The organism is Paenibacillus sp. 7516 (genome assembly GCF_002272715.1).
GTDB lineage: Bacteria > Bacillota > Bacilli > Paenibacillales > Paenibacillaceae > Paenibacillus > Paenibacillus illinoisensis_A.
In genome coordinates, this window is sequence record NZ_NPBI01000006.1 from 763,060 (window position 1) to 787,514 (window position 24,455).

Annotated in this window: 26 protein-coding genes; 2 read left to right on the forward strand and 24 right to left on the reverse strand. The window is 45.7% G+C overall.

Annotated features, from left to right (window positions below):
- Positions 1–245: 245 nt before the first annotated feature.
- From CHI14_RS06695 to CHI14_RS06710, 4 genes are all read right to left on the reverse strand, one after another.
- Positions 246–794 carry a hypothetical protein gene (locus CHI14_RS06695; RefSeq protein WP_095287608.1) on the reverse strand — a complete coding sequence of 183 codons (549 nt, stop codon included), beginning with the start codon at positions 792–794 and terminating at the stop codon, positions 246–248.
- 691 nt (positions 795–1,485) lie between these two features.
- Positions 1,486–4,032: a beta-mannosidase gene (locus CHI14_RS06700; RefSeq protein ID WP_095287609.1), complete on the reverse strand. Its 2,547-nt coding sequence runs from the start codon at positions 4,030–4,032 to the stop codon at positions 1,486–1,488.
- Positions 4,033–4,233: 201 nt separating this feature from the next.
- The gene (locus CHI14_RS06705) at positions 4,234–5,274 is read right to left on the reverse strand and encodes a LacI family DNA-binding transcriptional regulator (protein ID WP_095287784.1); all 1,041 of its coding nucleotides are present in this window, start codon (positions 5,272–5,274) and stop codon (positions 4,234–4,236) included.
- A 180-nt stretch (positions 5,275–5,454) separates the two neighbouring features.
- Positions 5,455–6,402 carry a DMT family transporter gene (locus CHI14_RS06710; RefSeq protein WP_249281025.1) on the reverse strand — a complete coding sequence of 316 codons (948 nt, stop codon included), beginning with the start codon at positions 6,400–6,402 and terminating at the stop codon, positions 5,455–5,457.
- 162 nt (positions 6,403–6,564) lie between these two features.
- On the opposite strand from CHI14_RS06710, the gene CHI14_RS06715 reads away from it, so the two are divergent.
- Complete coding sequence (locus CHI14_RS06715) at positions 6,565–7,440, forward strand: LysR family transcriptional regulator (RefSeq protein ID WP_095287611.1); 876 nt, start codon at positions 6,565–6,567, stop codon at positions 7,438–7,440.
- 104 nt (positions 7,441–7,544) lie between these two features.
- Here the strand turns inward: CHI14_RS06715 and CHI14_RS06720 are convergent, their stop codons facing one another.
- The 7 genes from CHI14_RS06720 to CHI14_RS06750 all read right to left on the reverse strand — a co-directional run bounded on the left by CHI14_RS06720 (position 7,545) and on the right by CHI14_RS06750 (position 12,618).
- Positions 7,545–7,748: a hypothetical protein gene (locus CHI14_RS06720; protein ID WP_095287612.1), complete on the reverse strand. Its 204-nt coding sequence runs from the start codon at positions 7,746–7,748 to the stop codon at positions 7,545–7,547.
- A gap of 50 nt (positions 7,749–7,798) precedes the next feature.
- Positions 7,799–8,281, reverse strand: a complete 483-nt coding sequence (locus CHI14_RS06725) for a tetratricopeptide repeat protein (RefSeq protein WP_095287613.1) — start codon at positions 8,279–8,281, stop codon at positions 7,799–7,801.
- A 139-nt stretch (positions 8,282–8,420) separates the two neighbouring features.
- Positions 8,421–9,278, reverse strand: a complete 858-nt coding sequence (gene cyoE, locus CHI14_RS06730; RefSeq protein ID WP_095287614.1) for a heme o synthase — start codon at positions 9,276–9,278, stop codon at positions 8,421–8,423.
- A gap of 151 nt (positions 9,279–9,429) precedes the next feature.
- Complete coding sequence (locus CHI14_RS06735) at positions 9,430–9,996, reverse strand: hypothetical protein (RefSeq protein WP_095287615.1); 567 nt, start codon at positions 9,994–9,996, stop codon at positions 9,430–9,432.
- Between the two features lie 198 nt (positions 9,997–10,194).
- Positions 10,195–10,539, reverse strand: a complete 345-nt coding sequence (locus tag CHI14_RS06740; protein WP_095287616.1) for a DUF3243 domain-containing protein — start codon at positions 10,537–10,539, stop codon at positions 10,195–10,197.
- 94 nt (positions 10,540–10,633) lie between these two features.
- A complete protein-coding gene (locus CHI14_RS06745; protein ID WP_095287617.1) occupies positions 10,634–11,176 on the reverse strand; it encodes an MFS transporter in 543 nt (180 codons plus the stop codon).
- The gene (locus tag CHI14_RS06750; protein ID WP_249281026.1) at positions 11,173–12,618 is read right to left on the reverse strand and encodes an FAD-binding oxidoreductase; all 1,446 of its coding nucleotides are present in this window, start codon (positions 12,616–12,618) and stop codon (positions 11,173–11,175) included. The genes CHI14_RS06745 and CHI14_RS06750 overlap by 4 nt, the downstream gene beginning before the upstream one ends.
- A gap of 125 nt (positions 12,619–12,743) precedes the next feature.
- On the opposite strand from CHI14_RS06750, the gene CHI14_RS06755 reads away from it, so the two are divergent.
- A complete protein-coding gene (locus CHI14_RS06755; protein WP_095287618.1) occupies positions 12,744–12,932 on the forward strand; it encodes a hypothetical protein in 189 nt (62 codons plus the stop codon).
- 108 nt (positions 12,933–13,040) lie between these two features.
- On the opposite strand, the gene CHI14_RS06760 is transcribed toward CHI14_RS06755, so the two are convergent.
- From CHI14_RS06760 to phnC, 13 genes are all read right to left on the reverse strand, one after another.
- Positions 13,041–13,970 carry an NAD(P)/FAD-dependent oxidoreductase gene (locus CHI14_RS06760; protein ID WP_095287619.1) on the reverse strand — a complete coding sequence of 310 codons (930 nt, stop codon included), beginning with the start codon at positions 13,968–13,970 and terminating at the stop codon, positions 13,041–13,043.
- Positions 13,971–14,157: 187 nt separating this feature from the next.
- Positions 14,158–15,789: an S-layer homology domain-containing protein gene (locus CHI14_RS06765; RefSeq protein ID WP_249281027.1), complete on the reverse strand. Its 1,632-nt coding sequence runs from the start codon at positions 15,787–15,789 to the stop codon at positions 14,158–14,160.
- Positions 15,790–15,894: 105 nt separating this feature from the next.
- Positions 15,895–16,497 (reverse strand): nitroreductase family protein, encoded by a 603-nt coding sequence (locus CHI14_RS06770; RefSeq protein WP_095287620.1) that lies wholly within the window; start codon positions 16,495–16,497, stop codon positions 15,895–15,897.
- 115 nt (positions 16,498–16,612) lie between these two features.
- A complete protein-coding gene (locus CHI14_RS06775; RefSeq protein WP_095287621.1) occupies positions 16,613–16,861 on the reverse strand; it encodes a hypothetical protein in 249 nt (82 codons plus the stop codon).
- Positions 16,862–16,971: 110 nt separating this feature from the next.
- Positions 16,972–17,727 (reverse strand): acyl-[acyl-carrier-protein] thioesterase, encoded by a 756-nt coding sequence (locus CHI14_RS06780; RefSeq protein ID WP_095287622.1) that lies wholly within the window; start codon positions 17,725–17,727, stop codon positions 16,972–16,974.
- Between the two features lie 67 nt (positions 17,728–17,794).
- A complete protein-coding gene (locus CHI14_RS06785; RefSeq protein WP_095287623.1) occupies positions 17,795–18,652 on the reverse strand; it encodes an AraC family transcriptional regulator in 858 nt (285 codons plus the stop codon).
- 100 nt (positions 18,653–18,752) lie between these two features.
- Entirely contained in the window at positions 18,753–19,301 is a 549-nt protein-coding gene (locus CHI14_RS06790) for a glutathione peroxidase (protein ID WP_095287624.1), read from the reverse strand.
- A gap of 119 nt (positions 19,302–19,420) precedes the next feature.
- Positions 19,421–20,056, reverse strand: a complete 636-nt coding sequence (locus CHI14_RS06795; RefSeq protein WP_095287625.1) for a hypothetical protein — start codon at positions 20,054–20,056, stop codon at positions 19,421–19,423.
- A gap of 108 nt (positions 20,057–20,164) precedes the next feature.
- On the reverse strand, positions 20,165–20,818 hold the full coding sequence (locus CHI14_RS06800) for a GntR family transcriptional regulator (RefSeq protein ID WP_170948034.1): 654 nt from the start codon (positions 20,816–20,818) through the stop codon (positions 20,165–20,167).
- 157 nt (positions 20,819–20,975) lie between these two features.
- Complete coding sequence (locus tag CHI14_RS06805; RefSeq protein WP_095287627.1) at positions 20,976–21,980, reverse strand: tyrosine-protein phosphatase; 1,005 nt, start codon at positions 21,978–21,980, stop codon at positions 20,976–20,978.
- A 47-nt stretch (positions 21,981–22,027) separates the two neighbouring features.
- Positions 22,028–22,867 (reverse strand): phosphonate ABC transporter, permease protein PhnE, encoded by an 840-nt coding sequence (gene phnE, locus CHI14_RS06810; protein WP_095287628.1) that lies wholly within the window; start codon positions 22,865–22,867, stop codon positions 22,028–22,030.
- Positions 22,864–23,655, reverse strand: a complete 792-nt coding sequence (gene phnE / locus CHI14_RS06815; protein WP_095287629.1) for a phosphonate ABC transporter, permease protein PhnE — start codon at positions 23,653–23,655, stop codon at positions 22,864–22,866. The genes phnE (CHI14_RS06810) and phnE (CHI14_RS06815) overlap by 4 nt, the downstream gene beginning before the upstream one ends.
- Before the next feature lies 1 nt (position 23,656).
- Positions 23,657–24,424, reverse strand: a complete 768-nt coding sequence (gene phnC, locus CHI14_RS06820; protein WP_095287630.1) for a phosphonate ABC transporter ATP-binding protein — start codon at positions 24,422–24,424, stop codon at positions 23,657–23,659.
- Positions 24,425–24,455 lie beyond the last annotated feature (31 nt).

Sequence of the window (24,455 nt, forward strand, 5' to 3'; positions counted from 1 at the left end):
GGAGATTATATTGAACTGTAATTAACTCCGTTGACCTAAATGAAGACAAGGCTTTCCTGCATCAAATTCTGTATTATAACCTTCCTCGTGTCCGATACGTTTTACTTCGTCTAGACCAATCGGCTTTCCTAGGATTAAACTTTAACTGGAGAAAGGTTAAACTTTTTTTGTTACTAATGAAGTCGTTAGGTTTTAGCGTGGTGCACACGCTTTTTTGAGAATAAGATGCTTCTCCGCTTTAGTTTTCATGGTGTGTTAACCTTAACATTATCAACATATGCTTTGAAGTTTTTATATGCATTTTCAATATCGACTACACGAATATCCTGGTTATCTGCGTCGCTTATATCTGGAATTGGCAGTGGTCCATAGTCTTTAATCTCTGTCGAAATCGGGTCAATACTCGAAAAATATTCAAATGAAACGATGCGAGCCTGAGTAAACGGTGTCTCCCCTCGATACATTGCTGCCATTTCAGCCAATAACTCGGTTAAGGATTGTGGCTGGGTTTCAGGGAATTCAATTTCTGCAACCTTACCAGCATCATCTGGTTTAATTGGACCATGTGGAGCAACATACCATTCATCTGCAGCTGCTAACAGACGTTGATAAGAAAGAGTCTCGGGAAGATCTCCTATTGATTTATTGTCGATAGTATTATTTGTTTCTTCAGAAGAAGATTGAGGCCCCTCTGTTTCGACCATGGAGCTATTTTTTGATGTTGTCATATATCCAATAGTACCCGCTCCAACAATCAAAACTATAACGATAACAACAATCCATTTTTTATCCATTCCTTCTCCCCCCTTATGAAGTAATGATTTCTCCTGTATTTCCGTATTTAACTGGTCGCATCGCCATATAAGCTGTACGGTCGAAGATTTAACAAAATACACTTTGCTTTGATAGGACTCTTTGCTAAAAACAACTCCTCTTTTTACCAATAAAAGTACAATAATAGTTGGTTTTCCGCTTAACAAGGGAACATTCGTTTGATGAAGTAGAATACATAGAAAATGATAAGAATTTCGGAAGTGGGTAAGACATTTAGCACAATGATGGCGATTCATATACAGTCTATCCTGTCTTTTCATACGACTTAAAAAGATTACAGTTACCAAAGTATTAGTCCCAAACAAGTAAATACGCTATCACATTTTAATTCTGAGCCTAGAATTAGTTAATATTGCATTCAACCCAAGAGAAGACCTAGTAGGGTCGCATTCCTTTGGTTTTATGTCACTTCAGTAAATTTAGTATTTGTATAAAACACTATTCAATGTGGATTTCTCTCCCCATTGATATGATCATACACAACCTACCTTATGTATTACTCTACAGAATTATCATTTAAAACGAATCTGTATAATTCTTTGAAGCTAAAGTCTTTTAAGCCTAATAAACAAAAAACCGTTGTCTCCCTAGTAAGAAGGAGAATCAACGGTTTTGAATTAAAGAGCTTTTTAGTTAACCAGAATCGGAAGATTACAGCTTAATAAAATCAGCCATCGAACGAACTTCAATCGCACCAGTTTCCGAGGCAGCACCAGCATTCTGTAATCCTTCTCTGGACGTGAATTTGACCTTCGCCGGAATGCCAGGAATGAGATCGAAGAAGTTATCGGAGAACACGCCTTCAGCTTCTGTAGAGATCCATACCTGTTTAGCCAGTGTGTCACTTTCCAGAACCAGATATGAACCATCGGACTCCTGCACTTCAGTCACCTGGATCGCAGCTTGCTTCAAGCCAAGATCCTTCGACGGTGCAAAATAGTGTTCCTGCACAATATCAGCGTGACCCTTCTGCTTCAGTTCCAATCGCAACAGGGTTGCTGCCGGATCGTGGCCTTGGAGCCAGTCAGCGTTGTTCAGGGTCAGGACCTGTTTACCGGAATTCGATTCCAGACTCACTGCGTGCTCTTCCTCCCGGTATACCGTACCATCGAACCCTATGAGTCGCACTTGCAATTGACCCTCAACCGGCTGCAGCTGATCTGAAATCAGGTAAACATCCGTTCTATCTTCCTTCGTACCATCCACCGAGACCAGTACATCACTAAAGCTGCGTTTGGCATAATACTGCAAGGCCTTCCAGTTACCGAAGTAGTCCATGCCTGCCCAGGAAGCGACCGGCCAGCAATCATTCATCTGCCAGTAGAGTGTTCCCATACAGTAGGGTTTACGGCGGCGATGTGCTTCAATGGCTGTTTTCATTGCTTCAGCCTGAAGTACCTGACTCATGTACAGGAAGGATGGGAAGTCCTTCGGTTCATGCATGTACATGTCCATATACTGCTTGATCAGACGGTTACCTGCACCGTTCTTCTGGTGTGCCAGCATCACTTCGGATTCCAGTGCCAGATCTTCTTCCTCCGCATATTTGCGAACGGATTTGTATTCCGGGAACGACTGGAATCCGTATTCGCTCATAAAACGGCCAACGTAAACGTTGTAGTTTTCAAATGGTTCAACGCTGTGCCACACGCCCCAGTAGTGAATATCCCCTTCCGACGTCGATGGATTAGCATGCTGCTTCTCATCATTCGTCAATGATACGAGTGGCGAAGAAGGCCAATAGTCCACACCTGGCGCATAGGCTTCAACCACTTCCGGAAGTAGCTCATGGAAAATGGCTTCATAATCTGCCCAGATCTTCTCGCGCTGTTCGGCATTATAATCCTTTTTCCAGCCCCAGCCACCGTCTTCAATGTAATGAGCCCAAGCCGAGTCGATTTCGTTATTTCCGCACCACAGTACGATGCTTGGATGATTGCGCAAACGTTTCACATTATCGATGGCCTCGTGTCTCACGCTGTTCAGGAACGCTTCGTCACCCGGATACATGCTGCATGCAAACATAAAGTCCTGCCAAACCAGCAAGCCGTACTCATCGCATAATTCATAGAAGACATCTTCTTCATAAATACCGCCGCCCCATACCCGCAGCATGTTCATGTTGGACTCGGCTGCTGAGACAATCTCATGCCGATAACGCTCTGCCGTAATCTCCGTAATAAAGCTGTCATTTGGAATATGATTGGCGCCTTTCGCAAAGACGGCAACACCGTTCAATTCAAAGTAGAAAGAAGCTCCGGCTTCATCCTTGTCCCGCACCAGGCGAATCGATCGAAGTCCTGTCTTAACCGTCGAATCGGCCAAAACCTGTTCTCCCTTGAGCACTTCTGTAACAAAGGAGTACATATGTGGATCACCCAATCCCCGGCTCCACCACAGCTTCGGTTCGTTAATCGAAACTGGAATTTCGATCGTTTGCACGCCTGCCTGCAGCGAAGCAGCCTGTTCCCATGTCTGACCATCCGTACCAATACGGATAATCGTTTCAATCGGGTTGAAGGTTTCAACCTCCACGATAGCCGTCAGCGAGGCTGCGGAAGCGGTTACTTCATTTTGCCGGATGAATACATCATTGATTTTCACTTCGGACCAGCCTTCCAGACGCGCTTCACGCCAGATGCCACTGGTTACGAAGCGGGGACCCCAATCCCAACCGTAGTGATACGGTGCTTTCCGGGCAAAAATACTCACTCGTTTATCACCAAGTCCACCGACATCGGACTGATCATTGGATGCGGGCAATGCATAACCCAGCTTCTCAAGCTTGGGCAGATCTTCTTGGATCGGTGACCGAAAACGAATTCGGAGTACGTTACCACTGGCCTTCACAATGGACTTCACATCCACATTCCACACCCGGAACATGTTGTCAGCGGACAATACGTGCTGGTCATTCACATATACATCCGCATATGTATCTAGACCGTCAAATACAATCTCCAGATGTTCCTGAGACAACAAATCCTTGTTAATATCAAACTCTGTCCGGTATTCCCAATCCTTCTTGTCAATCCACTGAATTTCTTTCTCGTTCGTTCCATAAAACGGGTCCGGAATCTTATCCAGTTTCAGCAAATCCGTATGCACACAGCCTGGCACCTGAGCCGGCAACCATTCTTGATCCTCACAAGCCTTGAACGTCCAATTTTGAAAAATCTGTGATTGTATTTTACTCATAACAGCCTCCGTTTATTGATGAAGTGTCTTAAGCGAAACAATTTGTTAGGTTTTGTTATTAAATTATCGAATAACTTACAAAACAAAATTAACATGATAACCCACTTAACGTCAATCCGTTTTTCTTAAATAACAAAATAGGAAAACAAAGAAGACATGAGCCGTTCATTGCTCATGTCTTCTTCTCTATCCGATAATCATTTATTCACTTTGATCTTGCTCACGAATGGCGTTGTACTCATCCCGGACAACCAAATCGGAATAGATCAACTTGCGCTCATACGGCTCATGGGGGTGATCCATACGCCATAATAATTGATCCACTGCCCTGATGCCGAGGTTTTCCTTGTTGATATGAACCGTGGCCAGAATAGGCTCATCTACACTCGTATTATCAAACCCCGTTACCGCACAGCGCTCAGGCACTGCAATGCCTCGACTCTGTAAGGCACGCAGTACAATTACTGCCGTATGATCATTGGTACAGACGATGACTTCTGGAATATCTTCTAACGGCATTTCGGTTATTGCCTTCTGAATGAGCTTGAGATCCGGTCCCAGCAAGTCAGCATGCTGCATTGTTGGTAGCTGCATTTCTTCAAGCACCGTTCGGTATCCCAACCATCGCTCTCTGAAGCTTGGTGCATCAGGAAGCTGGCCGGCAAATTGGAATCGTCTGTACCCCTTGCTTACGAGCATCAGCACCAGTTCTTTCATACATTTGATATTATCCGTAAATACGGTATCCCCGTGAATGGCCGGGTCTTCATGATCCACCATCACGAGTGGGATTTGAAGTCTATAAATTTCAAGCAGTATAGGGGTGGAGATGGACCCCACGGTTATAATGCCACTAATTGCTTCAGGATTAAGTACCGAGAACATCCGGTCCGAAGATGGTTCGGTTAATGTTAATATATCCATCCCCTGTTCGTTAAGGCGGGCAGAAATACCGTCAAATACAGGCCCCCAGTACAGTGAGGAGCGATTTTGGGAACGAATATTGGGAAACAAGATGAGAATCGTGCCTGACTGCACTGGCTTGTTGCTGCGTACAGGCTGTGGCTCAACAGGATATCGCTTGGTTTCTGTTTTGAAATACCCCAGTTGACCTGCCGTTCTCACAATCATTTCCCTGGTTTGTTCACTCACCCCTGGTTTTCCCGTCAAAGCACGCGAGACTGCGAATTTTGACACCCCCGCAGCATCGGCGATTTGCTGCATGGTCACTTTTTTGCCCATATGACTCACTCACCCGTTCTCCCTTAATTTACATTTAGTGTAGCATAAAAAACATAATCCAACAAAACAAGTTATAATTTTGTTTGTTTTGTTAGTCAAGATGGATTGCAATTCATAACAAAAAGAGTTCGTCCACTCTTCTAGAAAGAGATGTTCGAACTCTTTTGTCTTAAGCCGATTTTATATTCCGGAAGCTCCCTGCTCCCCTAGGTCTGCAGGTATTGTGCCCCGCTTCCTGCGCCAAAACCTGACGTCCAATGTTTTAATTTCTGTTATTAATACACCCAGCAGCATCAATGCGGCTCCCGTATATCCTTGCAGCGTTAATGTCTCTCCCTGGAAGCTAAAAGCAAAGGCTGCAGCAAACAGCGGTTCAAGAGAGAAAATGAGACTGGTCCGGGTAGGCGATGCATGACGCTGAGCCAGTGTTTGGAGGATATATCCAATACCACTGCACAGTACCCCAAGTCCGAGAATAGCTACCCACGATTCCGGGCTATCTGGCAACCGCGGACTCTCGAACAGAAACGTGGCCCCGATTCCCCAGAGTGCTGCAACCCCCAGCTGAATGGTGCCAAGCGTTAAGGGATCATGTTTCGGAATATACCTTCCAGCAATCATGATATAAATAGCATACGTTAGAGCAGCCAAAATACATAGGATATCACCAGTATGCAGGCTAAGCTCATGCTGGAGTGTGAGCAGACCAAGCCCGGCAACAGCCACAATAATGCTAATCATCAGCCTTGTATCTGGCATGCGTCTATGTAAGATGGTGCTTAGGATCGGTACAAAGATTACGGCCAAACTAATCAGAAACCCTGCCTGCGAAGTCGTTGTCCGCTGTACCCCATAAGTAATCAGCACAAAAGCTGCAAATAATGCAGTACCCATGATGGTACCTGCCCCAAGTGTTTTCAGATCCATTCGGAACAGTCGCCGGTGGAAAATAACCGCTGCGGCAATAAAAGCGATACTGAAGCGAAAAGCAACCAAATTGAGTTCTTGCATGGACTCCAGACCTGACTTCATGAATAAATAGGAGGAACCCCAAATAACGGTTGCGAGCAGCATCTGCAGATCTGCTCTTCTTGAAACATTAACTTGTTTTCCAATGACTCTACCCACTCTGCTTCAACCTTCATTCTATGTATTGTTCTATGCTGAGTCCGTACAAATAACTCGCCTTGGCAAGTATAAACGATCTCTTTCCATTATAAAAATGAATATTTATAATAGTATTTATGAAATAAATTCATGTATTACTCACCGGAAGGAACGGATTGAATTATGTCATTGGTCAAGTATGAAATTCTGAATGCCGTTGTAGAATACGGAAGTCTTACCAAGGCTGCGGATGCTCTGAATATAACTCAGTCTGCTATCAGTCATGCCATTGCCAGTCTGGAGTCGGATTGCGGATTTACATTGTTGAACCGAGGCCGAACAGGTGTAAAGGTTACCGCTGAAGGGGAACGGATTCTTGGTTACACTCGTGAAATTTTGCGTTGGAACGAGCTCATGAATCAGGAGATTTCCCTCATTCGCGGAGCTGAGGTCGGCACAGTGCGCATTGGTACATTTGCCAGCGTCTCGACACAGTGGCTGCCTGGAATACTGAAGCAGTTCCGCTTACGGCATCCGGGTATAGAGATCAAACTGTGGGAGGGTGACTATGCTGAAATCGAAGCCTGGTTGGCGGGCGGGGCTATCGATCTCGGCTTTTTATCCCTTGGCGAATCAATGTCTTATGAGACCATCCCATTGCAAAAAGACAGGATGATGTGCATCCTGCCTCTAGGTCATCCACTTGCAGATGAGACTTCTGTATCTTTTGAATTGCTCCTGGAACAGCCTTTTATCCTCCCCCGCTGGGGTGGTGACAATGAGATCGAACGTTTGATTCGGCAGCACGCCGCCAAGCTGAATGTAGTCTATGAAGTTGCTGAAGATCAGGCCATCATGGCTATGGTTCGAAACGGACTCGGGATCAGTCTCCTGCCTGAGATGGTATTACAAGGTCATACGAATGAACTGGCACTTGTACCACTCAGCGGCGACCCTTATCGTACTATTGGGCTGGCCTGCCCATCTCTTGCCAATCTGTCTCCAGCCACCCGCCGTTTTATTGAAGCAGTACAAGAATGGCTGGCGCATACCCCTTAGTCTGAAAGGAGGATTCAAGATAACCTATAGGATTCAATTAATTTTTCGAGTGTATGTACAAGCCACGTTTCTTCTTTACTGGGGAGTGAGCCTCCCCCGTTATCTTAGTTCACGTTACTTACAAATTGTATAACACCGATGCATATCATGAGTATAAAGAGGATAGCCAACACAACAGCAAAGCCAATCAGAAATCGCGTAGCGGGTGAACGCTGGTTTCCCTGAAGATGAACTGCCAAATGATCCAGCTTCTGCTCAAGCCGATCCATTCTTTCGTTCAACTGTTCCAGTTCTTCATTGGAGCTCATGATATCATCTCCTCTTTATTAATGCTGATTTGAAAAACAAAGGAATAGTTTTACTCCCAGATGCGATCCAGTTGACCCGAATAAAAGCGGATTGCCTTACGATAATCATGTATGCCTCGATCCGAAGATGTATCTGCCAGCTGAACCAGAAGCCGTTTCATGGCTTCCGCATGTTCCCCGGTATTGTAGAGCACCATGGCATAGAAGACTTCAAATTCCCGCTGTTCCGGAAATTCTTCCATTCCCGTTTCCAACCACTTCTTAGCCTGCTCATACTGACCCAGAGTCCGATATGTACTGCCGAGACCCAGAATGGCTCCTGCTCTGTCTTCCCCCTTTAATCCCTGGCTTAGCGCTGTTTCATAATATGAAACGGCTTGACGTTCCAATCCAAGTGAATCATGTGCCCAGGCCAATTGATACCATACGTCCGCATTGCCCGGTTCCTTCTCCGCCATGGTATGTAATAACTCGATTGCTTCCTGTGTCTTGCCTTCCTGTCTTAACCGAATTGCTTGTTCTAGTTGACTCATATCTATACATCCCTCTCCCAAACTTACCCACTTACATACATACAACATCTGTTCATTATATCAAAAAAACACCTCAGGCCCTTAATGAAGACAAATTAGCTTGTCCACACGCTGTTCCATAAGGCGTTCGTTTTGATGGTTACCTCCAGGTCGTATTCACAACCATCAAGATAAAAATAAGCATTAAATAGTTAACCGAAATCAAAAAGTTGATTTTGGCCCATTTCTCGTCATCCTGCGTCTTCAACCCGCTAAGAGTATGGATGAACCAGACCACACTGCTTAGCAGCGACACGATCAGAAAAACAAGTCCAACGTAATCGTAGTAGTACAACAAAAATACAGCAGGGAGCAGCAGGAACACATAAGGCACCATTTGAAACTTGGTCCGTTTAATCCCTTTCACAACAGGCAAAAGCGGAAACCCCGCTGCACGATATTCCTCAACCCGCCGGATCCCGAGCGACCAGAAGTGTGGCGGCTGCCATAGAAATAACAGTGCAAACAGCAACCATGCTCCCATATCAATCTGATTGGTCACCGCACAATAACCAATTACCGGCGGCATCGCCCCGGCTATGCCGCCTAGAGAAGTGCTCCAGGTAGAACTGCGCTTCAGCCACATCGTATAGATCACAATATAAGCAAACCACCCAAGAAGCGAAAGCCAGCCTGACAGCGGATTCACCCAAACGTATAACACGGCAAAACCAGCAACTCCAAGAATAATACCGTACCATAGCACAAAGGCCGGACGAAGATGGTTGATATACTCGATGCGTTTTTTGGTCCGCTCCATCTTCTGATCAAGTTCTCGATCCCAGTAATTGTTGATGACACATGCTGATGCGATAACCAGAGTAGATCCAATAATGACAAGCAGCAGGGATAACCAAGAGATATCCCATTTTGAAGCGACCCAGAATCCTACAGCAACCGCAAATACATTAAGCCGTAGAAGTCTGGGCTTCGTTAATGCAATCATGTCTTTAAGCATGAGAAGCCTCCTGAACTATGTAAAAACACCATTCCAATAATGATACATGTACCTACAATGAATTACAATCTTCTTTAACATTTTGTCATAATCAAAAAAGCATCCCTCACCGTTCTGACGAACAGGAGGAATGCTAACTAAGCTCAACATGTTATGGGATATATTGCTGAACGATTTTTGTAACCTTACCATCCTGCACTGTAAGGTGATATGGGAATACGGACAGATCCACAATGTTTTTGTTGTCGTACAAGGATTCAAATTTGCTGAGAGGAATCGGTTCATTCCACTGAATGTCTGTTCCTTTTACCGTTCCGTCGCGATCATACAGCTGCATCAGCACTTCGGCATTGCCGCTAACTTCAATCTTGTCCTGCTCCTTGCTGTCGTTGATAATATAGTATCCATCCGGTGCACCATCTATACCTGAATCAGGGTTGCGCTGCTGGAACACTTTATCCGCTTCTTCTCCCTGATACCATCCGATTCTATCCACGATCAAATAGAGTTTGCCATTCTCCTGCTGCAGCTCATCCACATAGGCTGTATACATCTCGGAATTGGCTGCCTGAGCTTCTTTTGCGGAAGCCTGTGAGGAACCAGCACTTTCCTCGGCATTTGCCGGTGTAAGCAAATATGTAGTAAGCACAATGATACCAAGCAACAGTGCAGCAGTACCAAGTATTTTTAATTTCCATTGTTTCGCCGCGTTCTTCATAGGCAGCATCTCTCCTTATATGAACGTTATTCATTCCTTAACCGGAAGGGTTTGCCTTCAAACGGTCATGTGAAAATTCGTTTAAACTTTTACTAAAATCATCATACTTGTTTACAATCATTTAAAAGTATCAGCGAGATGAAAAATAGTTACAATAAAAAGAACCTTGAATGCCTCGCATCCAAGGTTCTCTTGCTTTTAATGAGTGTGCTGTGCAAGGCGGACCAGCATATGAGCCAGCATATGTCGCTCCTCTTCCTTACCTACATTCCATAGCTCCTGCAGCAACTTCTCTTCACGGTTACGCGGCTCTTCTTTAGCTGCCAGATAATCGGCTACCTTCTCGGCAATTTTCGCCATCTGCTCTTCACCTAGGCCAATGGATTCTCCCATAGCAATCCGTTTACCCAAATACTCTTTGAATGCATCGAAGTTTTGCAGAATCTGCTCTCTTTCCTCTGGTGCAATTTTGTCGATTGCATTCTCAACCTTCTCCGTTGCCACTTGACCATCTTTATGAATTACATGATTACTCTCATTCATTTTAAATTCCTCCTTGAGCGTAATGATTTGGCTTGTCATCTATAATATAAACGTCTCGCTGGAGTTTAATCAGGCTATTTCAACACTTCATCTATTAATGGGTTGTTGCATCAATTGAGCGCCATATGGATATACTTCCCCAAACATACAACAGGGCACTTAGATAAAACAAAACATCAATCGTAAGCCAATCAATCAGCAGTCCACCGATAATTACGGCAAATCCTGATGCTGCCGACGTCCAGAAATGATAATTGCCAACCGGCTTGCCCCTTTTACCTGGCTCCGTATAGTTTGCAAGCAGCACCCGTTCACTCATTCGCTGCATGGCATTGCAGAGCCCCATGATTATCTGCAGCAGCAATACCCATATGTAGCTTGTAATCCACGGAAAAGCAATCATTGCTCCAGCCATGCCCAGCGAACTCATCATGAGCCATCGCTTGGCATACACGTCCAGCCGAGGGGCCAGCCACTGTGATGCAGCCGCTGAACTGATTGTAAAAACAGCAAAGGCAAGTCCATATTTGGAGAAGCTGTTCCCGAGATTTTTAAGAAACAACAAATAATAAGGATAAATCATACCCGAAGCAAGGGTAACCACACTCTGTGAACGGACCAACCACTTCATATTCATTTACCGTTCCCTCCGTATTGCTCCATAAAATAGTTCATAAATACATGCTCTGGATCGTACTGTTCCTTCGCTTTAAAGAAATCATCCTTGTGAGCGTAGGCTTGATCGAATTGATCTGCTGTAGCATACGCCTCATAGGGCAAATAATAGGTCCCTTTGAAGCGGATCACTGCATCTAAGATCTTCTGCAAACTAGCCTTGAACTTACTCTGTTCTTCTTCTGACAGCGAGGCATGGAACAGGCATACCAGACCAAACATGTCCTGTGTCGCATAGGATAGAACGGCTTCATCGTCTTGCGGCACATAACGAACGGTTATGTTCAGCAGATCGAGTTTCTCTTGGGAAACGATCTCCCCCATCTCCTTAACGAAAGCAGGAAAAGCATCCATAGGGATAAAATACTCCTGCAGCAAGTCGTTAGTGCCGGGCTGATGATATTCCATAAACGCAGATGGAGAGGCCATCGCATTATTCCGGCTGATCCTCGTTCCGTCCTGTGAATCGAAATATCGCTGCTGCAGTTCCCAAAACCACTCTCTGCCCCAAACCGTTCCGCGATTAAGGTTGAATAGAATCTTGGCAGGCAGCACGCCAGGTTCACGGAAAGACATTTTATTATAATCCTGAAGCGAGGCCCCCGTATCGATGGCATAATTAAGAGCATACATATCGCTAAAATACCCTTCACCCGGCTGAAGTGAGATGCGCGCCAGATGCATCCGCATGTCCGGATCGCCAAGTACATTGTTACGGAAATACGTTGGGTACGCTGCGGCCTGAATTCGTTCTACGTTAAGTTGATATAATTCATCGTCCGTCAACGTCAGTGTCACATCCAAAATCAGGCCAAAGAGTCCATATCCGCCTAGAACCAACGGAAATAATTCCGAATTGGATGAACGGCTCACTTCCTGGATCTGCCCATCAGCAGTCAGGAGACGAAAGGACTCGACACTCTGAATCAGAGATCCGTTGCGAAGCTCCCTCCCGTGGGCATTCACACTAATCGAACCTCCGACCGTAAAGATATTTTGAGACTGCATATTTTTGAGCGAAAGGCCATAAGGATTGATTGCTCGTTGCACATCCGCCCATGTTGCACCGGCCTGAACAGTAATCATTTTGGCTTCCGGTTGAATGTCCAGTATACGGTTATAAGAAGTCATATCAATTATGATGCCGTCTCGGTAATAGGTATGTCCGCCCTGACTATGACGTTGTCCTGCTATGGACACCGTCAGATGATTCTCCCTTGCATCCTTTAGCAGCTCTACAAGCTGCTGTTCCTGATGACCCTGCACGACTCGTTCCACTTTTACCGGATGTAGGCGACTGTAGTCTGTAATGAGATATGGATTCTGATCTTCTCCACCCGTTCTCCAATACGTCCAAATGCATAAAACAAGGAGCAGCAGGAGTACACTCATCTTTTTGAACACATAGCTACCTCCTTCAACTCAAAACGTTTCAAACCCATTCCAGCGGTTAATCGTTTACATATACATTACAACGTTTGGAGATGTTAAGGAACACCCTAGACCTGATTGATAAGGAGGATATACGTATGAGTGAACCTAAAAAAGAAAAGAAAAACAAAGATCTTGAGCCAGGTGTGAATACTGTCCTTCATCCTGATCCCAACAATCCTGGCCCGACAGACATGATTGAGGATGCGATTGGAGATATCGTGGACAATATTTCTGGACATCCCAAAGACAAATCGGCAGCAACCCACCAAGACAAATCAAAATAATAGAGTCTCAACCTATTTGCAGCTCAATCAAAAAGTCCTTCAACCTAACAGGCTGGAGGACTTTTCGTATATCTATGAAAGGAAAACCTGGTCGCACCGTGCTTTTGTCTACAACTGTTTCACTTTATTTTCCTTTTTGATCTTCTGTAACTCTTTGTGAATCCAGATAGCCGCTATAGAGCCTTCACCCATCGCTACCGTAGCTTGCTCCGCATGAAGTCCCAAATCCCCTGCAATCCAAACATTCGGAGCAGCCTGCAAACTGCGATGATCCGCTTCAACATGCTTATTGTCTGAGATAACCGCTCCAAGCTGCTCTGCAAGCTCGAAATGCACCCGGTTGCCACCAAAAGCAATAAATCCGCGTTCTGATTCATAGATCTGCCCATCTTCGGTCAGTACCCCTGTAATATATCCGTCCTCTGTTTGTTGTACTTCCTGGACCGCCGCTTCAAGATAACGTACGCCTGCCTCCTTCATGCTTCGGTGAAGCTCGGCAGAGATTGGTTTCTGTTCATGGTTGATATACAGAAGATCATTGGTACGCTCGATCAGAATCATGGCCATATTGGCACCAGCTTCTCCTGATCCCAGCAATATGGTGCGACGATCCTGAATTTCATAACCATCACAGTCCGGGCACACGTAGACTGATCTGCCCAGTGTTGGCCTGAGTCCCGGAATCGCGGGAAAACGGTCACTAAGCCCGGTTGCCAGCAGCACAGTCCTTGCTGAATATAAGGTGCCGGAGGAACCCGTTAATTGAATTTGTTCTCCAACCCGTTCTGCTTTAACAATACGATCCTTTTCAAATGCAACTCCAGTCTTCTCGGCTTGCATTCTGCCTTTGGATCTTAATTCTTCGCCTGATACACCCTCTGGAAATCCCAAAATATTATGATAGGTTCGGCACAGGGTTGACCTGCCTTCTCCAGCATCTACCACCAGCAGCTGATGCGAACTGTAACGTCCCAGCTGAATGGCAGCCTGAAGTCCTGCGAGCCCGCCACCTACAATGATGCAATCATACTCTCGCAACCTTCATCTCCTCCAGTCTATCCTTTTGTCTTGGTCTCTGTAGATCGCTTCCGATCCTTCTATACATTAAACCGTTCAATCAGACTCAAACGTCCTAGCTCTAGCTTGTACAAAAAATAAATAACCCAAACCGTCCGCATGATTTACGGTCCGATTCGGGTTTCTTATTCCTTACATTAGATTAACATTAGAATAGATATGATTCAAAACGGGAAGCGTTGGAGATGGCATCCCAGACATCTGCTGTTTCCCCGCCCATATACCAATACGCCAGCCCCGCTATCTTCCGGGCTGTACTCATTCTAACTTTGGCAGTTAAGGAGCGGCTCTCCTCTGCCCAGATGTATCTTGCCAAGCCGTTACTCGAATAACCAATAACATATTGCTCCAGACTTGAATTCCACTGTCTCACAGAGCCCACAGCACGTGCCCGTGTTCCCTGCTCCGCAAGGGTTATATCCCATGAACCTGTTGCCGGGCTAGCCGATGACCAGTCTCTGGTGTAGAGTGGAAGGGCCAAAATAACTTTAGCACGCACAACGTCCGTAAGCATGGTATCCAGGGCTCTTTCTACCCAAGGAAGTGAGGCAACCGACCCGGCTATAGGATCTCCATTCCAATGTTCCTCATATCCCATAAGAACCATGTAATCGGACACGGCACCAAGCTTGGCATAATCGAATGCGTCGGTCCAGTCCGTACCCAGATCAGGAGACACATCCACTGAAACGACAGCACCAATCGTATGCAGCGAAGCAGCAAGCGACGTCACAAAAGCAGTCATGCCTGCCCGATCCGCTGGCAATACGTTCTCAAAATCCACATTAATACCATCTAATTGGTATTTCTTCACATAAGCAGTAACCTGAGTGATGACTGACGTCCTGTTGGCTGAACTGGATAACATCTGGTGGGTCATCGAAGCATCGGAACGGTTGCCAAGCAGAGGCCAAACTTCCCGATTGGTTGACGATGCCCATGTGAGCAGCGCAGAGTCTGTATGGTCTGTAATCTGCATGCTGCTGTTCAAAAAGAACCACCGGGGAACCAGTGTATTCACCTTGGATTGTTCAACCTGTTTCTTGAATTCCGCTGTAGTGGAGTTATACTGCCATCCCAGCTGTATTCCCAAGGAATCAGCATTCCCAAGCTGCTGCGACCATTCTTTCTTTTGTAAAATGGCATCCAGCATCACGGCAGCTTCCTCGCGAGTCACCTGATCCTGCGGTCGGAATAAACCATCACTACCACGCATCAGTCCGAGCTGATATACCTTCTGTACATAAGGCTTCGCCCATACCGAAATATTAGATGCATCAACGTAAGTTGTAGGCAAAAGTCCTGTAGAACTGGACGTCTGCTTCAGCATTCTCACGAGCAGGGCAGCCGCCTCTTCTCTCGTTATGGATGCGTTTGGTTGAAAGTTTCCCTGCCCTTTCCCTTCCAGAATGGAAAGATTGGTCATTGCAGAAACATTGCCATAATACCATGCCGTAGTACTAGTATCATTGTATGGACTAATATTATTTTTAACAGGTTTCAAGCCGAGTAATCGAACAGCAAACGTCGCAAATTCAGCTCGTGTCACGGCCTTCTTGGGTTCGAACCTGGTTTCTGACGTTCCGGCAGCAATACCCTCGTTCACCAAATGAGTTATCGCATCTTTCGCATAACTGGTGCTGATATCCTGGAATTGCTGTTTTGCCGCTGCTGCTTCCGCAGAAATGGGAAAGCCCGGTACCAGTCCAAGTATCAATAGAGCAACCAACAAGACTGTTACCACTTGTCGACCCGCATGTTTCTTTATTCTATTGTTCACATCAAAAAGCCTCGCTTCATTGGAGTACGATTCTTACATCATCGTATCAAATTGAAGCGAGGCCGTATGTGTTTAAATGTTGGAAATCTGCCTAAAGCTTAATACTTATTTGTGTACTTTTACACGTTCTTCAATCGGTTGGAATTCTTTCTCGCCTGGTGTAGCTGTTGGTTTACCAAATGGCATCTGAGCGATCAGTCTCCAGTGTTCTGGAATATTCCATTCTTGTTTCACTTTCTCATCAATCAGTGGGTTGTAGTGCTGCAGGGAAGCCCCAAGACCTTCCTGCTCCAGTGCAGTCCAGATCACAAGCTGCAGCATGCCGTTGGATTGATTCGCCCAGATCGGGAAATTATCCGCATAGGCTGCAAAGTTCTGTTGAAGTTGTGCAATCACATTGTTGTCTTCGAAGAACAATACGGTACCGTATCCGCTGCGGAATCCGGCCATTTTCTCAGCTGTGGATTTGAAGGCTTCTGCATCCCCAACCACTTCACGCAAGATTTCTTCAGTGTGGTTCCACAGTTTATCATGTTGTTCACCGAGCAAAACCACTGCACGGGAAGTTTGTGAGTTAAAAGAAGTTGGCGTATACTTTACCGCTTCCTCAACGATTTCTTGAATTTTGGCATCCGAGATCGTGGATTCCTTGCTGATTCCGTAATAGGATCTTCTGTTTTTCAACGCGTCAAAGAAAGATTTAGACATAACGATTCGCCTCCACAATTGGTTTAATATCAAGATTTTTAAACTAACATTAGTAACTATAATATAGTAACATACATTAGTCAACAAACTATTTTATTTTCACTAAATATGCAAATTAGTCTTTATCGGTCTCCCGATAATCCGCACGGTACTTCTCTTCAGTCGACGAATTGCTCTTGGTCTGATCCTTATTTTTCTCTTCTTGCTGTTCCATATTCAGATCCTCCAAGGGAATAGGGTCCACTGTCTGCTCTTCTTCATACTGGTCAAGCAAACTTTCCTTCTCCGTCGGGTATTGTTCGGGATTATCGTGCGCATGTGCCTTATTCGGTTCTTTATTCTGACCCGGAATCTGATTATTCATTCTTAAACGCCTCCTCTGGTTTCATTACCCTTTCTTTACCTTTTCTGCCTGTCTTCTAAACACAGCAAAAAGACCACCCCGAGGATTTGGGCAGCCTTTAATCTCAATATTTAAGCAACAACCTCTTCAAAACTTAACTTTGCTTCAAAAATAATATTCTGCGCATTGGCTCCTGATCGTCCGCGAATCCATATAACGCCATCTATCGCTTCCGTCCGTTCCACGACCAGTTCTTCCTGCATTCGAATTTCCCGGTGATATGATATCTGCATGTGTGTCAGACGAGCCGCAAGTTCTTCAGCAGTAAGTGCGTCACAGCACACATCGGCATATCTGGCATTATTCATATGACCGTTGCTGTCCGTGCTGCTGTATCGAACAATCAGGCGATAGTCTTCCTGTGGCTCCAGTCCTGAAGGAAGCACCACTTTCTCCGGGGGTTCACCCAGCGATAATTCGGGATGTGACTTCACTTCAAAAGGCAGTGCTGCTGGTCTGAGGAGCTTTCGCTTCTCCAGATCGACAAGCGCCCAGGAAGTCCGTGCCTCCGCGATGTGATTCCCCTCTGTATCGGTAAGAACATAATCCCTCAGCCACATGACTCCTTTGTTGCCTTTATGCCAGGTCTGGAGACTGACTTCTTCCTCCAATCGAGCTTGGCGGAATATGGTCAAATCCGTCGTGATTAACATCCAGCCCAGCCCCTGATCCAGCATTTCCGATACGGTAATACCCATCCGTGCCAGATCGCGGTCTGCTGCAAGCTGCATATGTTCCAGCAATGCGGAAGGCCGATATAATGACTTATAGTCTGATTCGGATGACCCAATTCGGTACTGAAATGCATAAGGTAATTCCGTTGTCATTCGTTAAAACCTCCTTCGGTTCGCGCCAATTGTTCCTGTTGATAAGAGTAATATCTTGCCGTATCCATCACTGGGTCTTGTGTAAGCGAGTACGATATAGGTCAGGTGCACAGCCCACGTTTTGTTTGAATATGCGGCTGAAATGTGACAAACGCTTAAACCCTGACAACCTACTTGCCTCAGTAACCGAAATATCAGGTTGAAACTGAAATAATAGTTTGGCTTGATTGATACGGCGGTCATACAAATATTTAAATATGGTGCTGCCTGTCATTTCCTTGAACAACCCCGCCAGGTAAGGCTTGGATAAATGAAGCTCGCTCGCCAGATCATCCAGACCGATATCCTGCATATAATGCGTATCGACATAACCCATGATGTGCTGGACATGGCGCTCCTTATCGGATGAAGGACGATGATCCACCACGATGCCATGGCAAATGCCAGCCACAAAATATAACAGATCGCACAAACGTACTGTCATTCGTTCCTGTCTGAACTCGCCTGAATTGTTCGATAGCTGATCCAGATTCAGCAGCAGGGATTCAAATTCCGCACGGATGTCACCCGTCAGATTAATTCGGCAGTTTCGCAGCTCATCAAAAGGCATAAGTACCTCGCTGATTCGATCTGGATGCAGGCTGCTGCGAATTAGTGATGGATCAAAGTGCAATGTAGTGCGTTCATATAAACCGCCAGGTACCGGATGTGCCCGATGAAGCGTCATTCCATGCATTAGAATCAGATCTCCTGGTTCCAGGCTGTACACACGGTCGCCTATAATATAGGTGCACTCTCCGGCATGAAAATAATAGACCTCATAGTGCGGATGAGAATGAAATCCGTCTGACGCTCCGCTGTAAAAAGTGCGCGTTGAACGATAACTGTATTCCAGCGGTGCATTAAACTGATGCATACGTGTCATTTTGAGTGCCCCCTATAGGAGAGGTTTTCTTATCTAGCATAGAAGCCATGAACGTACCGCTGTTCACGGTTCAACTCATGGCCTCTTCAAATCTCTATAATTACAACAGCTGCTCAATACTAGCCTGAACTGCATCCATGGAATCCACAGGCTCGAAGCGTTTGACTACTTGCCCTTCGGCATTGATCAGAAACTTCGTGAAGTTCCACTTGATTGCATCTCCGTGCAGCCATTCAGGTGCCTTATCCGCGACCATTAACTTCAGCAGTTTGGCTTGCACATCGGACTCATCAAACCCGGCGAAAGGTCCCGATTTTTTCAGGAAGTCATACAGGGGATGTGCCGTATCGCCATTCACGTCCATTTTGGAGAACATGGGGAATTTCACACCATAATTAATCTGGCAGAACGAAGCCGCTTCTTCACTGCTTCCGGGCTCCTGTTCAGCAAATTGATTGCATGGAAAACCGATAACCTGAAGCCCTTGATCCTTATACTTATCGTACAGCTTCTGGATATCATCAAACTGATGCATATATTTGCATTTGCTTGCCGTATTCACAATCAGCACGGGCTTTCCTTCATATTGATAGAGCGGGAATCGTTCTCCGCTAGTTTTGGTAACTGTAAAATCGTAAATTGTTGCCATAGCTTGGTGCACCTCGTTATTATGTAGAATGATACGTGTCCTCTATTATATACGAAATGGTCTCTGATGTATTAAAAATGTATGGACATCATCATTACAGTGCAGCAAATCGGGGCAGACTACCTCAATGGATAGATCAGTTGAATCGGTTCTTTGAGTAGTGCCTCTTGGAACAGGTAATTATGATCCGCTCCTACAATACACAGAATGCGCTTATCGGGATTCGAATCACATGTATTTTTCACCCGCTGAATCATGATTTGATTACGCACGACCCAGCGAATGTTGTTTGCCGTCGGATTAGTCTGATTTAACCATTCATATTTCAGGCGGGTCATCTCATCAAAATCCACCGAATTGAAGGGTATGTTTCCAGCAGCATGTGTACTCATTTGTTTGAGAAACCATTCATCGTCTTTTTTCTCCAGCTCTTTACGTTCCACTTCAGAGTAACCGCCAAATGGATCGAAATTATTCCACACATCTAATTCAAACCAGTCAATGGGTACAAATTCAATCTGATTTTCCTCACATAGTGGAAATATGAGTTCCCAATATTCGGTTGCCGGCTCTCCCCAATATCCCTTATTATTGCGGTCCTTGATGTATTTCTGCCAGCTTAACAGGTGTACTTCTCCGCATATGATATCCGGCTCAAATTCAGTTATAAGAGATTCGTATAGGGCGAGTGAACAATTATATTTTTCTCTCAATTCCGGATTATGAATGGTTCCGAGTATACCTACAACAGTCATTTTCCTCACCTTCCTCTATCAAAATAAGCTGCCCGTTGAGGCAGCGTTATATCGTTTTGAAACATTTGACATATCAAAATAGCCCATACCTTTTTCATAGAAAAAAAGTTAAAACTGACCTGTAGCAAGCATACGCTCTCTGGTGATAGGAATGAGAGATAACACAACCTCTTGAGCTGCGTTATAATCATTGTTGGATAAGGCGTGCAGCGTGTCTCGATTAATCCCGATCGCACTGTAATGTTTGATATGTGGTGTTCGCTTGAAGCGGACGATGGAATACATGTAAAGTTTATCCCGAAAGGAATCAAATGTGTTCAGCATGACGCCATTGTTCAAGGATTCAACGATCTCCCGCATGAAAAGAAAATGATGTTCGGTGTATAAAGGATAATCATTCTTTTTCTCTGCGGTTCGCTGTACCTCCACATGAGCTGCAAGCGACTCCAGATTTAAATAGATCTCTCGGTTCGGGTTCTTCATCATTTCGAAACTGTAAAAAAGCATGGACTGAATCTGTTCGATGAGATCAAGAAATTCCTTTCCTCCTACATCCTTAACCAAGACACCGCGATTTTTGAGAGCAGTTACATAACCTTCTGATTCAAGACGAGCAATGGCATGACGAATCGGTGTACGGCTCATCTGGTACTCCTCAGCCAATTCGTTCTCGGATAGCAGGGTTTCGGGCATTAATTCTCCGCAGACCATTCGCTCACGCAGCATCATGTATGCTGTATCGACAAGCGATATTTTGTTCATATCATAATCCCTTTCTCCCATTGATGAGGACTTCATTTGAATTTTAGCGTGATCTACACATTTCACCCTATATTACCAGTCTTAGAAGAAGTTGCGCAACCAGACGTAGGCAAGAAGGAGTCCAGCACTGTATTCCAGTGTCTGGACTCCATTTTTACTAAACCAGGTATTTGTTTTGAAGAGCTGTCCTCTGCTCTGCAGAAATGCCTAGTCCATCTGTAAGATAATGCTCGAAAGTCCCGTAGTTCTCGTCGATTGCTTCGAGTGCAGCTTGTATGAAGGCCGCTTTCATCATCTCCGGAATCGCTCCCTGTAGTTCAGGCATTTGATCCATATATTTCTGATAGTCCTTGTTGTTTCCGGATAAGAAGCGCTGCATGAGTCCGTCCACCGCGAGATTCGTCAGCTCGTAGTCTTCAATAATTACTTCTCGCGGCACACCCAAGGTGAGAAGAATCAAGGCGCATACAACTCCGGTCCGGTCTTTACCCGCGGCACAGTGGAATAAGGAAGTATCCCGCTCTTCTTTTAATAGTTCATTGAGGATAAGTGCACATTTCTCCGTATTTAAAATCATGGCTTTATAACCTGCATGAAGATCATGTCCGATCTTCTGCATTTCCTCAGGACTTGCTTCCGCCATAAAGGGAATATTCGTGTTGATCGCATGACCAATGGCTGGGCTTGGACGGCTGGCTACTTCAAAATCGCTGCGCAGATCACAAATCCAGTCAATACCGAGCGCGGCTGCCGTTTGCAGGTCCTGCTCACTAAGCTCATGCAGATCAGCAGATCGCAGCAGCATCCCCCAACGGGTGGTACGACCATCTTCTGTAAGGTAGCCGCCCATATCCCGGAAATTAATTACGCCATCCGTGTGGATCATGCGATCGTTAATGGTTGACACCGACCCATTCGTGAACTTCACATGATAATAGTTGCGGCCAGGAGAAACCGTTCTCGTGAATACTGCTCCTGACGGGTCAATCTTTATATCAAGCAGCGTGCTGCTGGATTCAATAAATTCCGGTAGAACCGAATGGTAAACAGCCTCCGCCTCCATGGTCTCTGCCATATTCCAGGCTAATGCAATTCCGTTATTCTCGCTATACTTAGCCTGAACCTGAGGGCCTTGTTTTAAAAGTGAATTAGATGTTGACATTGTGCTTCCTCCTCAAAATGATACTCATTATTATGAATGTAAATGAATTAGTTCTGACGTGTTTTTAGCTTCATTTTGTATCGGTTTGCCACAAACTCCACGCTGAATACCATGGCGAAAACAACCAGTCCGACAAACAAAGCCGCCGCAAAGTTATAGGATTTCATGGCATGAGTCATCTCATATCCAATGCCTCCTGCGCCAACCGCACCAAGAATCGTAGATTCGGCAATACCGCCTTCCAGCTGCAGCACGCACCAGGCAATAAAGGCTGTCTTCACCGTAGGCAAAATACCCTGCATGACAATTTGCAGCCAGCTGGCACCCGTAGACTGCATCGCTTCGAGTACGCCCTTGTCGATTTCCTCCAGTGACTGGGCAAATACTTTGACAAGCATACCTGCCGCAGACACAGCAATCGCAAGCACTCCGGGGAGTGGTCCGAGACCAACAGACACGATAAAGATGAGAGCCCACACGATGGTAGGAATCGCACGAAGCAAGGAAGCAGCACTTCGAATGATCCAAGCAACGAACGGATGAGGCGTCAAATTGCTTGCAGCCAAAAAGGAAAGAAAGAACGCTACGACAATCCCCAGCACCGATCCAAGAATGGCCACTTGCAATGACTCCACAGCCGCGAGCAGGACGTGGCGCCAGGCCGAGAAATCAGGTGGAAACATGGTTCCCATGTAACCGCCGAGTTTCGTAAAGCCTTGGACAATCTTGGAATAGTCGAACTGCAGCTGAAGGAGACTGAACACAAAAAGCACAGCAATAAGCGGCAGACCGATCACTAACAGCTTGTTCCTTTTCGGCTTGGGTGGCTCTGGCATGGAAGTATACAGTGTAAAAGATGGCTTCGCTTCGTTCATTTGCATACTCATATGATTCGCTCCCTTACACGATTGGTGATCGTTTCCACAACAAGAACGATAACGAGCACAAGCAGCACGGCCATGCTGGCTTCCTGATACTGAAACAACTTCAGTTTGGATTGCAGGATAAAGCCGAGGCCACCGCCTCCAACCATGCCTACAATCGTGGATGCGCGTACATTGATTTCGAAGTTGTACAAGCTCCAGCCGATAAACCCGGGAAGGAATTGTGGAAATACGGCTTGGGATAACACTTGGAAATAACTTCCACCAGCAGCACGAACCGCTTCTACCTGCCCCATATCAATCTCTTCAAGCACCTCGGCAAAGGAACGCGTCAGCATACCGATCGAGATCAGGATCAGCGACATCGTACCAACTACAGCACCAAGTCCAAACGCTGCAACAAGCAGTATCGTCCAGATAATGACGGGAATGTTACGAAACAGCGATGTAGCTGCACGAACAAATACCTGAAGGTAAGGGTGCGGGCTTGTTGTGGCTGCGGCTAAAAAGGATAACATTCCTGCTACAACCGACCCGATGACCATCGCTACCACGCTCATATACAGAGTCTGCAGAGCAGGTTCAATGAGCTGGGAAAGTGAAGAAAGATCAGGTGGAAGAAAATCGAAAAAGATAAATCGGAAGCTCTCTCCTATCCCGGCAAATAAAGCACCTAATGAAAACTCTGCGCCGATGGAAGACCAGATGATGAGAGCCAACAGCACAATAACAAACAATATCGTCTGTGTGCGTTTCATTTTTCGGGCAGATTGCAACTGTGCCGCATTCATGTCAGGCTGTCTCCTTCACTTTGGGATTGGTCTGGTTGTAAATGAGCCGGATCATATCTTCCGTCAGTTCTTCAGGTGTTCCGTCAAAGACCTTGGACCCTTTATGAATGCCGATGATACGGGTTGCATATTTCTTCGCAATATCTACCTGATGCAGATTGCACAAACAGGCAATGCCTTCCTCTTTGCAGATCGTATACAAGTAATGCATGATCGTCTCCGAGGAAGCAGGGTCAAGACTCGCTATCGGTTCATCTGCCAGTATCAAATCCGGCTTCTGCGAAAGCGCACGTGCAATGCCGACTCTCTGCTGCTGACCACCACTGAGTTCATCTGCCCTCTTGTACATCTGTTCATGTAAACCAACACGGTGGAGCATAACCTTGGCTGCCTCTGTATCTGCTTTGGAGTAGAGACCCAGTGCCCCTTTGAACGGATTCATGTAGCCTAATCGTCCATGCAGCACGTTATTAAGAACGGATACGCGAGTGACCAGATTATATCCCTGAAAGATCATGCCCATATGACGGCGGAGTTCACGGAGCTTTTTCCCCTTGATGCCCATGGTTTCACTGCCTTTAAACTGAATCTTTCCGTTTGTCGGCTCGATCATTCGGTTCAGGCTTCGCAGCAAGGTGCTCTTCCCGGCGCCACTTGGTCCAATGACGACAACGAACTCTCCGGCATTAATCGTCAGGTTCAAGTTATCAAGCGCTTTGGTTCCGTCCGAATATACCTTGGACAACCCTTCCACCTGTAAAAGTGTCATATTATTTCCTCCTTATCTTTCAAGTTTGGAT

Excerpts from the sequence above, each read along its gene's own strand:
- CHI14_RS06695 (WP_095287608.1), bottom strand. The coding sequence starts at position 794 with ATGGATAAAAAATGGATTGTTGTTATCGTTATAGTTTTGATTGTTGGA.
- CHI14_RS06700 (WP_095287609.1), bottom strand. The coding sequence starts at position 4,032 with ATGAGTAAAATACAATCACAGATTTTTCAAAATTGGACGTTCAAGGCT.
- CHI14_RS06705 (WP_095287784.1), bottom strand. The coding sequence starts at position 5,274 with ATGGGCAAAAAAGTGACCATGCAGCAAATCGCCGATGCTGCGGGGGTG.
- CHI14_RS06715 (WP_095287611.1), top strand. The coding sequence starts at position 6,565 with ATGTCATTGGTCAAGTATGAAATTCTGAATGCCGTTGTAGAATACGGA.
- CHI14_RS06720 (WP_095287612.1), bottom strand. The coding sequence starts at position 7,748 with ATGAGCTCCAATGAAGAACTGGAACAGTTGAACGAAAGAATGGATCGG.
- CHI14_RS06725 (WP_095287613.1), bottom strand. The coding sequence starts at position 8,281 with ATGAGTCAACTAGAACAAGCAATTCGGTTAAGACAGGAAGGCAAGACA.
- cyoE (WP_095287614.1), bottom strand. The coding sequence starts at position 9,278 with ATGCTTAAAGACATGATTGCATTAACGAAGCCCAGACTTCTACGGCTT.
- CHI14_RS06735 (WP_095287615.1), bottom strand. The coding sequence starts at position 9,996 with ATGAAGAACGCGGCGAAACAATGGAAATTAAAAATACTTGGTACTGCT.
- CHI14_RS06740 (WP_095287616.1), bottom strand. The coding sequence starts at position 10,539 with ATGAATGAGAGTAATCATGTAATTCATAAAGATGGTCAAGTGGCAACG.
- CHI14_RS06745 (WP_095287617.1), bottom strand. The coding sequence starts at position 11,176 with ATGAATATGAAGTGGTTGGTCCGTTCACAGAGTGTGGTTACCCTTGCT.
- CHI14_RS06755 (WP_095287618.1), top strand. The coding sequence starts at position 12,744 with ATGAGTGAACCTAAAAAAGAAAAGAAAAACAAAGATCTTGAGCCAGGT.
- CHI14_RS06770 (WP_095287620.1), bottom strand. The coding sequence starts at position 16,497 with ATGTCTAAATCTTTCTTTGACGCGTTGAAAAACAGAAGATCCTATTAC.
- CHI14_RS06775 (WP_095287621.1), bottom strand. The coding sequence starts at position 16,861 with ATGAATAATCAGATTCCGGGTCAGAATAAAGAACCGAATAAGGCACAT.
- CHI14_RS06780 (WP_095287622.1), bottom strand. The coding sequence starts at position 17,727 with ATGACAACGGAATTACCTTATGCATTTCAGTACCGAATTGGGTCATCC.
- CHI14_RS06785 (WP_095287623.1), bottom strand. The coding sequence starts at position 18,652 with ATGACACGTATGCATCAGTTTAATGCACCGCTGGAATACAGTTATCGT.
- CHI14_RS06790 (WP_095287624.1), bottom strand. The coding sequence starts at position 19,301 with ATGGCAACAATTTACGATTTTACAGTTACCAAAACTAGCGGAGAACGA.
- CHI14_RS06795 (WP_095287625.1), bottom strand. The coding sequence starts at position 20,056 with ATGACTGTTGTAGGTATACTCGGAACCATTCATAATCCGGAATTGAGA.
- CHI14_RS06800 (WP_170948034.1), bottom strand. The coding sequence starts at position 20,818 with ATGAACAAAATATCGCTTGTCGATACAGCATACATGATGCTGCGTGAG.
- CHI14_RS06805 (WP_095287627.1), bottom strand. The coding sequence starts at position 21,980 with ATGTCAACATCTAATTCACTTTTAAAACAAGGCCCTCAGGTTCAGGCT.
- phnE (WP_095287628.1), bottom strand. The coding sequence starts at position 22,867 with ATGAGTATGCAAATGAACGAAGCGAAGCCATCTTTTACACTGTATACT.
- phnE (WP_095287629.1), bottom strand. The coding sequence starts at position 23,655 with ATGAATGCGGCACAGTTGCAATCTGCCCGAAAAATGAAACGCACACAG.
- phnC (WP_095287630.1), bottom strand. The coding sequence starts at position 24,424 with ATGACACTTTTACAGGTGGAAGGGTTGTCCAAGGTATATTCGGACGGA.